Consider the following 13440-nt stretch of genomic DNA (forward strand, 5'->3'; position numbering starts at 1 on the left):
TACAAACCTATTTTTTGAATTACTGTGCGAAATAGAGTTAATTCTGGGTTCAGTATCAACACGGCCAAGGTCAAATTCAAGCATAACTCTAGCGGCAGGTATTATAACCATTATAAAAGTATCGCCGTTAATTTCTCCTATTTGATGAAATATGTCTGCAAATATGCCTAATATTGTAGCCTTGCCTTGTTGACCTACTGTAGAGATATTGTGTGAAGATTGGCAGGATCGTAAGAAATTACCTTGTAGGTATTAGCGATGAGTGGCGATGATGTGGTAAGAAGGATATTAACAAAGCATAACTTTCTTTTACAAGTTATAGTCATTTTACTTTCTTTTCAATCGGTGATATTACAATAAACATAGTAGAATATAGGTAGTTAAGTGAACAAATATCATGGTGAAATTATAAATATTTAATGGGTTTTAATCCTGCTAAGTTAGCGGTGCTATGGCAGACAGCTTAATAGCTATAAGATGAACTGATTAAAATGTATCGCCAAAGGGATATTGCGAAATAATAGTAATCTTCGCTAAAGCTGAGCTAATATGGCCATACTCTCAAGTTATTTTTTTAAATTATTGAAATGTATAAGGAATAATATCTGTAGGATAGTGTTTTTATTTAATGAATAATGAGACAACCTAACCATGAATATAGACCTTTGGGTATTTTTAAGTATCGCTGTGATTTTTTTAACTATTTTGGTATTCAGTACCAATAAAAAGAAAATAAAAGAATTAGAAGTAGAAGCGTTGAAATTAGAAAAAGCTAATGTAGAGACAGAAGTCGCGGCAGCGGTTAATAAAATCCTGGGTGACCAATTAAGCCGAATAGAAGTATTGGAAGCTATCGTTACCGATAAAAACTACTTGTTGGACAATAATAAATGAATAATAAAGCCATTTCTCGTTCTGGTACTTTCTTTTTTTGTGTTGTTATATTTTTTATCAATAATGTTGTTGCGGTAGAGTTACCCGTTGAAGCATTTAGTCGATTGCCAAGTATTAAGTCGCCAACATTATCTCCAGATGGGAGTAAAATTGCTTATCTGAAAAATGTAGAAAATCCAGATTTAACGCTACTTATTTATATTGATTTAAAGAACGGTGATTTTAAGACGTTACTACAGACAGATAATCTGACTAATCAAATAAGGTGGTTCAAGTGGGCCAATAATGAAACCGTATTACTGGCGGCAAAATTTTCTAGACACATGAATACAGAAAAAGTTGATCATACTCAGTTGTTAGCTATTGATGTCGGCGCGGAACAAATAAGACAACGAAGATTAATCAATGCATCAACGATTTATAGTAGGCGACACTATTCTCAACATGAAGATAAGGTGATTGACTTATTACCCGATGACCCCGAGCATATACTTATTGCTCTCGATGCTGAAAATGCAAATTTACCTAGCGTATTTAAACTTAACATAAATACTGCTAAGGCTAATAAAGTAGAAAACCATAAATTAAAAATTAGACAATGGATGACCGATCAGCAGGGCTTCGTTAAGTTAGGCAGTGCTCTAAACTATAAAACAGGAGCAGCCAAAATATTTGTCCGTAAAGGAGATAACCAAAACTGGCAAATTTTATTTCAATATAACAGCTTGGAAGATGCCCCCATAACGGCGCTTGGTTTTGATAAAAATCCTAACATTCTTTATTACACTCAATACAATAACGATAAAAAAGCGCTTTATAAGGTTGACCTAAGTACTGATATCCATCAATTAGTCTTTGCTGATAAAGATTATGATGTTGATGGCACACTTATTTATTCAAAAAAAACACGTAGTGTAATTGGTATTCACCATATCAGTGGAAATATTTATTGGGATGAAAGTCGTAAGAGCCTTCAACAAAGGTTAGAAACAGCACGACCTACAACAACAAATTATCTTGTTGACTTTAGTGAAGATGAAGATGTTTATATTTTTTATGTTGAGAATGATTACACACCAGGCATTTATTATTTAGCTAATAGAAAAACAGGTAAAGTCAATCGTTTGATGACTCAATATCCGGCACTTAAAGGTGCTAATTTAACCGCGCACAAACTTGTTAAATACACAGCTTCGGATGGGACAAAGATAGAGGGTTTTCTTAGCTTACCATCAGGCAGTGAAGGGCCAACCGCAACTATATTATTTCCACACGGTGGTCCAGGAGCTCGTGATAGTAACGGCTTTGATTATTGGAGCTCATTTTTTGTTAATAGGGGATATGCAGTATTTCGACCTAACTTTCGTGGGTCATCTGGTTACGGTTATGAATTTTCTCAAAGCCAAATAAGAAATTGGGGCTTGATTATGCAAGATGATTTAACTGATGCCGCAAACTGGTTGGTTACAGAGAAAATTGCTGATCCAAAGCGTATCTGTATTGTCGGTGCAAGTTATGGTGGTTATGCGGCGGCCATGGCTGCGGTAAAAACACCTGACTTATTTCGGTGCGCAGTCAGTTTTGCCGGAGTGAGCGACCTTCGAAATATTGTTTTTAAGAGTCGTTACTACACGAATAAGAAATTTGTAGAACACCAAATAGGTAAAAATGTTGACAACTTAATCGCCCGTTCGCCCTTTTATCAAGCAAAGCGAATTAATATACCTATGTTATTACTCCATGGTGCCAATGATACCGTGGTTAATGTTCGTCAAAGCCAAAGATTTTACCAGAAGCTAATCGACTTAAATAAGCCAGTTGAATATATTGAATTGGCAGACGGTGACCACTTCTTGTCTATTCAGCGTAATCGACACAAAGCTTTTACAGCCATTGACAAATTTTTGAAACAACACTTAGTCAGCCCAAAGTGATGATATATTCTTAACATGGAAATAGGCAAAATAGCTTGATTATGAGAGTTTTATTCTTGGCTAATAAAGATTTATCGAGTAATTTCGCACTGAATAAACTGCTACCAAAAATCTGTAAAAACCATAGGTTCATCTGTGGTTCTCAGCTAAAGTAGGTAAGAGCAGTGTGATACCAACGCCATTAAAGACAGTAAAGTTTTTCGAGCAAGATTTGTTTAACCAACTGCTAATTCCTAGGACTAAAAGTAATAACATTACCTATAAAAATTTTCATGGCTTTAGTGTCTTTTTAAATTCAGTGATTAGAGACGCCAATCAAATAAATGACGAGGTACTTTGTTCTCATCCACAAGAAAAGAGTGATAGCTATTTTACCTTTCCAAATGAAAATGAATGTCTATATTTTGAAAAAAGTACTTTTACAATCACTGGTGAACAAGAGTACATTGAATTTATACAATAGTATTACCTGTAAGTATAAATTTTAGTTTGACTAAGATGTTGTTGAACCGTTAAACCCATTAAACCCATTAAACCCATTAAGCCCACGATTAATTTCATCTTCATTATTGCTGGTTGTTTATGAGTTATATACCCGCTTTATACTGGGTTGTTGTTGCAAATAAAAAGGGGGAGCATTAATAATGCTCCCCCTTTAATTTTTACCATTAATATAATCGCTAATTTATGACGTTCTAAGGATTATAAACAACATCCAAGCTTACACCACTGGCAGCTGAATAGCCGTAAATACCGATATGCCAAGTGTCTGCAACAGGGCTGGTAAATGAACAGGCTTCATTATTACCACCTTTGTACGGGCGACAATCATAAGTTGATGAGGTTGGCTGCGCGCCACGTCGAATATATAAATCAGCATCACCAGAACCACCACTCATCGTGAAGTCTAATGTTGCCATGCCGGCTGGTACGTCAATGGTGTAATAAGTCCATGCTTGACGAGCGACACTAATATCCGTTAAAGATGCACTGCCACCCGTTGCTCCGCCACCTGTTGCAGGTTCAGTAAAGCTACCGGTTAAGTTAACACCAGTGAATGCTGAGTAGGCAACAATTTTCACATAATAAGTGCCCGCTTGTGCAGTACTAATAGGACAACTTTCTGAGTTACCACCAGCATAAGGACGACAGTCATAGCTAGTACTTGTAGGTGCTGAACCAAATTTAACGTATAAATCAGCATCACCTGTTCCACCAGCCATATCAAATGTTAGGTCTGTTGCACCCGCTGGAACTTCCATTGTAAAGCTAAGTTCAGCACTTGAAGCTAGGCCAGTTTTGGTCGTGCCATTACTTAATACATCATCACCAGTTGGTGGTGGTGTTACGCTGCCACCACAAGTTGCAGCTAATGCATCAGACGCTGCTTTTGCTTGTACTAAACCAAAACCAGTTTTGTTGTCGCGACCCGCAACATCAAGATCAATAGCCGTTGATTTTAAAGCACTGCGTACTTCGTCAGCGCTACAATCAATGTTATTACTCCAAACTATTGCTGCAACACCTGTAACATGAGGCGTAGCCATTGAAGTGCCGTTGTAATAAGCATAGTTTTGCGAGCCGTTAACCGTTAACGTGGCTGCACTACCTAACTGCGTTAATAACTGTTGACCTAGAGCACGACTAACCGAAACACTAGGCACTGAAACAGCGTTAGTAGAGTCAACTAAGAATGGATTTTGTAAGCCAGGACGAGTACTGTCACTATAAACAATAACACCAGAGGCACCTGCATCAGCACAAGCTTTAGCTGGGTTTATTTCGGGGTAATTACTGCCTTTTTGGTTGTCATTACGTTCTGCTAAACAAATATTGCCAGCAACATTACTACAGCTGTAGCTACTTCCTGAAAGTGTACAACTTGCTAAAACACCGTTTGCACTGCTATCAACATTACTTACGATGAAGCTACCACCACTTTCAATGTAATGAGTTTGTGGAACAATATCATTAGCATAAGTTGTTGAACCTAAGTTAATAAAACCTAAGCGACCATCACCAGCAACGGTTGATAAAACAGCTTCACCTGGTGCAGATATTTCAACTTGGCTAGTGTATTGAGAAAACTCAGCATGTTGATTGTTGCTATCAAGTGCGCCAACAGCCATAACAGCATCATAAGAAGCAGGGTAAGATAATGTGGTATTGCCATCGTTACCTGAAGCGGCAACTAATAATACGCCAGAATCCGCAGCAGATTGTAATGCGTTTTTCTCAGTAACACTTGAACCTGCACCACCTAAACTCATGTTAATAACTTTTGCGCCATTATTTACACAAGTATCAACTGCATCACTTAACTCGCCAACATAACCCCAGCCAGCTTCATTAAATACTTTAACAATATGAAGATTTACATTGGTGTTTGGCATAATACCAACAACACCTTCACTGTTATTAACACCAGCAATAGTACCGGCTACATGAGTGCCGTGAGACCCCCCGTTTTGATACCAATTTCCTGTACCTGAGTTATTGGTACCTGAAGCATTGTTAGCATTTAAATCAGGGTTTGCCTGTTCATAACCAGAATCAATAATACACACGGTCATATTTGCGCCGTCGTTATCAGTTAATTGGTCTGATTGTGTCTGTGCTATACCCCAAGGTTGATTTTGTGCCATTAAAAAGCGTTTGTAATCAGGTTCAATGAACTCAATTGACGAATCTTTTTTCATGCGGTTGATCATGGTTTTTACATCTTTAATGTTCTTTTCTTTACCAAAAGAAATAATGTGATGACCATTTTTCAAAATCTTTTCGTGCTTTAACGATAAGCCTGCTTTTTTGGCTAATCCTGGAGGAATTGTTTTTCCGTTCTTCTTGTTTTTATATTTAACAATTAAACGATCAGTAAAATCCTGCTTTTCGAGCATTTGTTGTGCACGCCAATCAGCAAAACTTAATGTTGTTGATTGGGCAGATTCCATTCCGCTTTTATTTACTTTATTAATTTTAGCTTGGCTCGCATAACTTGCCGCGCTAGTTACGGTTAGAATAGATAAGGCTACTGCACTGAGTGCAAGGCGTTTGTTATTTCTCATCTGATATAAACTCCATCGTTTATTTTTACGTTTAATTTGAACGTTTGCCTAGGCTACCTTCAACGTATTTTATTATGTATTGCTTTAATGAGTAAAAACCCACTCCAAAAATAATGTCTTGTTTGCGATATTTTAACTAGCAAATCACAGACTTTTTTTCATAATAAAGCGACAGGTTTATTTTTATTTTTGTAATTATCTATATGAAATAATACGTTTTATTTTTATTTTGTCGTGCGTGTTCGAAAAGCTGTCGCTATTTTGCTAGGGAATATTATCTGACTTGATAATATCGAATTATGCAAGATGCACGATACTGATTTAACAAAGATAAATAAGTCATCATCAAGATAGTAAGGACTGCTCAATAAAATAAAACATAACGTTGATAATAAAAATAATATAAACAACGTCCCTATATAAGAGAGAGTGGAACATATGAAAGCTTCTAAATTTACGACATCAATTATTGCCTTAGCCGTTACCGCAGCATTTTCAGCACAAGCTGCCGATGATCGATACATTATTAAAGTAGACGAAAGTAAAAAAGGCCTTGTTAAAGCACTCGCTAAAAAATTAGGCGGCGAATTAAAAGTTGACGGCAAAGGTTTTATCGCTGCTTCATTCGCTGGTAAAGACTTAAGCCAAGTTAAAGGTTTATTAAATAACCCACATATTCAAATGATCGAAGAAGATCAACGTCGTGTGCCACTTTCTGTATATAGTGATACCGTAGGCAACCCTGCGACAACTCAACTTACCCCTTATGCGGTTGTTCAATCTCAAGCTGACCAAGTTAACTTTAACGCTGGCGCAGGTATGAAGGTATGTGTTATCGATTCAGGCTTAGATCGTTCTAACCAAGATTTTATTTGGAACAACATCACAGGTACTAATGATTCAGGCACAGGTAACTGGGATGAAAACGGTGGCCCACACGGGACTCACGTAGCCGGTACCATTGGTGCTGCAGATAACGGTTTTGGTGTTGTTGGTATGGCACCTGGCGTTGATATGCACATTGTTAAAGTATTTAACGAAGCAGGTTGGGGATATTCTTCTGACTTAGCTTATGCAGCAAATATTTGTTCTGGCGCTGGCGCGAACATTATCAGCATGAGTTTGGGTGGTGGTGGTGCAAACAGCACTGAAGAAAACGCATTTAAAGCATTTACAGAATCTGGTGGTTTAGTTGTAGCGGCTGCAGGTAACGATGGTAACAATGTTCGTTCATTCCCAGCAGGTTATTCTTCAGTAATGATGGTTGGTGCTAATGACAACAATAATGCTATTGCTGATTTCTCGCAATTTCCGAGCTGTACGTCGACAACGACAACAGGTAAAGGCAAAAATCGCACAACTACAACAACAACAGACGAAACTATTTGTGTTGAAGTAACAGCTGGTGGCGTTGATACATTATCTACTTACCCTGCAGACATGGCGACCAGTGCTTCAATGAGTGCTGATGGTGTAGCTTTTGCTTCATCTGCAATGGAGAATTCAGGGGCAGTTTCTGGTAGTACTTACAACATGGGTACTGCAGAGTCTACTGACTCAGGCGCAAACGGTATGGTTTGTGTTATAGAGCGTGGCGTTATTTCTTTCCATGATAAAGTGAATAACTGTGAACTTTCAGGCGGTATTGGTGCGGTTCTATATAATAACGAACCTGGTATGCTATATGGTACCTTGGGAGACACTAATGCAACTAGCATTCCTGCAGTAGGGGCTTCTCAAGAAGACGGAGCAGCGTTATTAGCAGCCAATACAGTTGATATTACTATTGGTACTAGTGATTATGGTTTCATGAGCGGTACTTCAATGGCAACACCTGCAGTATCTGGTATGGCTGCTTTAGTATGGTCTAATCATAACGGTTGTACGGGTACAGAAATTCGTGATGCACTAAAATCAACAGCTGAAGATAACGGCGCAGCAGGTCATGATGACTACTTTGGTCACGGTATTGTTAAAGCAAAAGCGGCTAGCGATTACTTAACCGCTAATGGTTGTGGTGGCGTTGTTACTCCTCCTCCAGTAGAAGGTGGCGATATTACTGCTGACGCATCAGCATACAAGGCTAAAGGTAAAAACAAAGTTGACGTAACTTGGTCAGGTGCAGTTACTTCAAGTGTCGATATTATCCGTAATGGTTCTTTAAGAACAACAACGGCAAACGATGGTGCTTATACCGACAGCTTTAGAACTTCTGGTTCGTTTACATATAAAGTATGTGACCAAGGAACTAGTAATTGTTCTACTGAAACCACAGTTAATTTCTAGATTTATACGTTTTAGTACAAGGAAGTAGTCTCATTAACTAGTTGATATCCAGTTCATTATTTGAGCTGGATATTTTTATTTTAGTAATAATTAATAACCTTTGGTTATATGTATATACTCATAAGTTATTATAGGTTGGGTCATCTTTAGTTTAAGTTCACAGTCAATGTGTATTTTGTAACTGATTATTAAAAATTGTTTAAATGTACAATTGTTAAATTTAAATTACAAACATTAAGTTAAATTACCCTGACGTTTTTAAAAGATGTAACGGGAAAAGGGGATAAAAATTTTGAATATTACTGTAAAAAACATTATAAAACCACTCTCACTTTTAGGTCTTATCAGCGTAACTGTTTGGCTGATCTATACAACAATTAATACAAATGTAGACATACAAAAGAAATCGTACATTATTTCTGCAAATGATTATCAATTATTGCAAACAGAATTAGCAACGCTAAACGTTCAACCAACACATCAATTAGCTATTATCAATGCTGTTGCCGTGTCCCTTAATATTGAACAGTTAGCTCAGTTACATGCACAGTTAGACATTCAGGTTACGCAAAATCATTATGTAGAAATGTCTGGTGGTAATGCATGGGGTAAGCGTAAATGGCAGCCTAAGTCTGTTGTTAATGACTTGATTGATGCATCTTCTGCACACGCCGCATATAATTTTGGGGATGGTGTAACTATTGGCTTTTTAGATACCGGCTTAGATCAGTTACAAGGAACATCTTCTGGTTTAGGTTTATCGACTGATTTATTCGGCAATGATAAGTTCTGGGGCACTTATGACGCGATAAATAACAACATCAGTAATTATAGTAATGAAGAAAATGGACACGGTACGCATGTCGCCAGTATTGCTGGCAATGCAGACTATGACGTTTACGGTAAAGTCTATGGTGTTGCGCCGAATGCAGCATTAGTTGGAATTAAAGCGTTTGATGCCGAAGGCAAGGCAACCTATGCAGATGTTATTCGAGGCATTGATTGGGCATTACAAGTTAAAGACCAAATTAATTTAAGAGTATTGAACATGTCGTTCAGTGGTCCTGCTCGTTCATACTATTGGGAAGACCCATTAAACCAAGCAGTAATGAAAGCATGGCAAGCAGGTATTGTTGTTGTTGCTTCTGCTGGCAACAGTGGCCCTGATCCTATGACAATCGGCGTTCCAGGTAATGTACCTTATATAATTACCGTTGGTGCAATGACTGATAACTATACGGCTTCTTATCCAAGTGATGACAAAGTAGCTAGTTTTAGTGCTGCAGGCCCTACTGTGGAAGGATTTGTAAAACCAGAAATTGTCGCACCAGGCGGTCATTTATCAGGTTTAATGGCTTTTGATACGCAAATAGTCCAGGAACATCCAGAATTTCATGACGGCGGACGATATTTTGAAATGTCAGGCACATCACAAGCTGCTGGCGTAGTGTCTGGTGTAGTGGCTTTGATGTTAACCCAAGATCCAACGTTAACTCCTGACGAAGTTAAGTGTCGCTTAATGGACAGTGCGCATGCAGCATTCGATAATAACGATGAGCTCGCTTATAGCGTATTTCAACAAGGTTCAGGCATGGTTAATGCTGCTGACGCATTAGCGAGTAACGCTTCAGCATGTGCTAATCAAGCATTAGATATTGCACAAGACATCGCGGGTAATGAACATTTCTTTGGCCCTGCGAACATTAATGAAGATGGAAACTTTTATGTTGAAGGTTTAGGTGATGAATATATCTGGAATCTGGCAAAAAGTACACTAGATGGCGATGTGTTGATATGGAAAAACAATTTTGAAACTGATGTTTTAATATGGAAAAATAGTGCAACCACAGACGTACTAATCTGGAAGAATAATTTTGAAACAGACGTACTTATATGGAAAAATAACGTAGAAACAGACGTACTTATATGGAAAAATAGTCTTGATGCTAGCGAAATAGCTACTATTGATGTTAATCACTGGGTCGAACAACAATAATTCTCTTCATCTTGAGCCACTGCATTTCGTAGTGGCTTATTCTATTATAAGCTCTAATGCTAAATCGTTTATAAGATCTTACTTGTGAAAAACAAATTATTTCTATTTTTACTCTTTCTAAGCTGTGCTAGTTCAGTTGCTCAAGAAGTTAAACTATTCAAAAACTTTGGTATCAATAATCCAATGTCGTATAAATTTGTCCGCACTATTGATCAGGATAAAGATGGATTTATGTGGTTTGGTACATCAGAAGGGTTGGATCGATTTGATGGTCATCAATTTTTAAGTTTTCGCCATGATAGCTCTGTACCTAACTCATTAAGTTCAAGTGTTATTAGTCATATTCTTATAGATAAGCAACAGCGTTTATGGGTTGGCACATTCGGCGGTGGGTTAAACCTTTTCAGAGAAAAAACACAAGATTTTTTACATTTTACGACTAAAAGTGAAGGCCTTTTTCTGACAAATGATACTGTAAACACAGTATTAGAGGATAGTTCAGGAAAAATCTGGGTTGGAACTGATAACGGTCTAAATATTTTAGATCATCAGGGTGGTAAGTGGTTAGTCAAACATATATATCAAGAGTTAGGAAACCCTAATACACTTTCACACAATACTATCAATTCGATAATAGAAACTAAGGGAAATGAAATTTGGGTAGGAACTAATGGGGGAGGTATTTCGGTATTTGATTTAGATGGCAAGTTTATTAAATCTATTCAATATGGTGATAAAGAAAACGCTACGTATATAAATAAATTCATAAACAGTTTATATCAGGATATAAAAGGTAATATTTGGATTGGAACTGTTGATAGTGGTTTGTTGAGATACAATTCATCAGAAGATAATTTCACACATTATCAATTTAATAATAAAAATTCTTCTTCGATTAGTAGTAATGCAATAAATAAAATACACCAAGATTCAGAACAGAATATTTGGATTGCTACTGATAAAGGTTTATCTATTTATAATTATGAAGCAAATAGTCTTACTCGATATAACCATACCCTTCATAGCCCTTATAGCCTAAGCAACAATTATATCTTAACTTTTTTCGAAGATAAAAATGGGATGATGTGGATTGGCACCTTTACTGGTGTTAATAGATGGGATCCAAGTATGGCCACCTTTCGACCATATAGTACTCAAACCAATTCCGTTTTAAAAAGTAACAACATCACTAGCTTTACACAATTTGATCAAGGAGGTTTATTTTTTAGTACCTATGGAGGTGGTATTTATCAGTTGTCGGAGCATGATAATTCACTTTCTTTGGCCTCTTTTAGCGATTTGCTTTCAAAATATAGAATTATGACCTTGTTTGCCGATGGCAACACGTTATGGGTCGGAACAAGAGCTTCAGGGCTATATTCAGTAAATATAGAAACAAATAATATTACTGAATATAGTCATAATGCTAAAGATATGAACTCTATTTCTGCTAATGGTATTACAGATATTATTAAAGATATAAATGGAAACCTTTGGGTGTCTACTTTCCAACAAGGGCTCAATTTATTCAATGAAAATGGCACTTTTACTCGGTTTACTAAAAATGAATTAAACCCTAAAAAAGGGCCTAGCAGTAATAGCATCTTACAGTTGTTAGCTGATGAGCAAGGAATAGTATGGTTGGCTACCTTTGGTTCTGGGCTAAGTCGCTTCGACCCTAAACTTGAAACGTTTACTCATTTTCGTCATGAGGAAAATAAGCCCAATGGTATCTCTGATGACTTTACCTGGGTCATGTTGTTGGACGAAAACAAAAACATTTGGTTTGGCACTCAAGATGCTGGCTTAAGTATATTAAGCAAAGAAAATCGTTACAGTAACAACTATTCATTTACTCATCTTGGTGCTAAGGAGGGAATGAAAAGCATGACCGTATATGGTATCACTCAAGATGCCTATGGAGATATTTGGTTTAGTACCAATAAAGGAATTTCTCGTTATTCAATTGATGATAAAAGTTTCAAACATTTCAACCTTAGTCATGGTCTGGTTGATCTCGAATATACACATTCTGCGGTATTTCGTTCAATAGATAACACCTTATACTTTGGTTCAGGTAAAGGGGTGAGCAGTATCAACCCTGAAAAAATTGATACTAGCCTTTCTGCACTAGAAGTTCGATTAACCAGTATTTTAAAGCTAAATGAACCCATGTCTTTTGAGAGTAAATTATCTGAATTAAAGCAATTGGAATTTGACTACAGTGATCAACTGATTTCCTTTGAATATGTCGGTTTAAACTATGCAAATCCGGAGTCAACTCTTTATAAGTATCGTTTGTTAGGCTTTGATGAAGAGTGGATAGCTGCAGGTAAGTCACGTCGTGCTACTTATACAAATTTACCTGCAGGCAGTTATACACTGCAAATCATTGCTGGTAATAACGATAATGTTTGGAGTGAACCTGGTTATTCATTAGCTATTACGGTTAAACCAGCACCTTGGAATACTTGGTGGGCTTACTTACTGTATGCCATGGCCGTTGCTTTAACGTTATTAGTCTACTCGCGCTTTTTAAATCGCAAACTGTTGGTTGAGCAACAACAAAAATCTTACCTTAAAGAGCAGGTCAAAGAGAAAACGCAAAAATTACAATCGCAAAATACTAAACTTGAGCACGCCAATAAATTACTTGAAAAGTCGGCAACGGTAGATAAAGTAACTGGGGTACGAAGTCGTCGCTATCTTGATATTTATATTGAGCAAACTAGCCAGTTGATGAATCAAATTCATCAGAATATTCTACCCGTACAGCGGAGCACCTTACCCCGTCTTTACGTCTTAATGGTTCAGGTCAATGAGTTGACTAATGTCAGTAATAGCCAGCTGATTAACATTACTGATTTATTATTGTTTAGCAGAAATACCGATGACCTAGTTGTTCGTTGGTCCGATGATACCTTTGCTGTTATTGGTTATGAAAAAGACAACAATGCTGGTGAGTTAGCAGCGCGGTTAGCAAGTAAATTTGAAAAACAATTCGACGATAAAATTTCCATGAATGTTGCTTATTCTTTTTATCCATTTAATAGAGAGCAACCTATGGAAATATCGTGGGATCAAGTCAGCGTGATGATTGAACTTGGCTTAAAATTAACAAGCGAAGAGCCAGCGATTGCTTGGCTCGGCTTATGTGAACCTAAGATACAACCCTTCAGTTACTTAGCCGTGATTCAAGGCGCTGATCTAGTGACACTTAAGCATAACATCCAAGTTAAGCAAGGTTAGCCCCAGTAGCTTTGCA

At 37.2% G+C, this 13440-nt stretch carries 6 protein-coding genes; 5 read left to right on the forward strand and 1 reads right to left on the reverse strand.

Annotated elements, in window-relative coordinates:
• Positions 1 to 651: 651 nt before the first annotated feature.
• Together H4J39_RS07005 and H4J39_RS07010 are read left to right on the forward strand one after the other, a co-directional pair.
• Positions 652 to 894 carry a hypothetical protein gene (locus H4J39_RS07005; RefSeq protein ID WP_182226809.1) on the forward strand — a complete coding sequence of 81 codons (243 nt, stop codon included), beginning with the start codon at positions 652 to 654 and terminating at the stop codon, positions 892 to 894.
• Positions 891 to 2828: a S9 family peptidase gene (locus tag H4J39_RS07010; protein WP_182226811.1), complete on the forward strand. Its 1938-nt coding sequence runs from the start codon at positions 891 to 893 to the stop codon at positions 2826 to 2828. Before H4J39_RS07005 ends, H4J39_RS07010 begins: the two co-directional genes overlap by 4 nt.
• Positions 2829 to 3523: 695 nt before the next feature.
• Here H4J39_RS07010 and H4J39_RS07015 read toward each other — a convergent pair.
• Complete coding sequence (locus tag H4J39_RS07015; RefSeq protein ID WP_182226813.1) at positions 3524 to 5893, reverse strand: S8 family serine peptidase; 2370 nt, start codon at positions 5891 to 5893, stop codon at positions 3524 to 3526.
• A gap of 438 nt (positions 5894 to 6331) precedes the next feature.
• Between H4J39_RS07015 and H4J39_RS07020 the strand changes: the two genes are divergently transcribed.
• The 3 genes from H4J39_RS07020 to H4J39_RS07030 all read left to right on the forward strand — a co-directional run bounded on the left by H4J39_RS07020 (position 6332) and on the right by H4J39_RS07030 (position 13424).
• The gene (locus H4J39_RS07020) at positions 6332 to 8179 is read left to right on the forward strand and encodes a S8 family serine peptidase (protein WP_182226815.1); all 1848 of its coding nucleotides are present in this window, start codon (positions 6332 to 6334) and stop codon (positions 8177 to 8179) included.
• A 292-nt stretch (positions 8180 to 8471) separates the two neighbouring features.
• Positions 8472 to 10175, forward strand: a complete 1704-nt coding sequence (locus tag H4J39_RS07025) for a S8 family peptidase (RefSeq protein ID WP_220462144.1) — start codon at positions 8472 to 8474, stop codon at positions 10173 to 10175.
• Positions 10176 to 10259: 84 nt separating this feature from the next.
• The gene (locus H4J39_RS07030) at positions 10260 to 13424 is read left to right on the forward strand and encodes a two-component regulator propeller domain-containing protein (RefSeq protein ID WP_310649722.1); all 3165 of its coding nucleotides are present in this window, start codon (positions 10260 to 10262) and stop codon (positions 13422 to 13424) included.
• Positions 13425 to 13440: the final 16 nt, after the last annotated feature.

This window comes from Colwellia sp. Bg11-12 (assembly GCF_014076955.1).
Lineage (GTDB): Bacteria > Pseudomonadota > Gammaproteobacteria > Enterobacterales > Alteromonadaceae > Colwellia_A.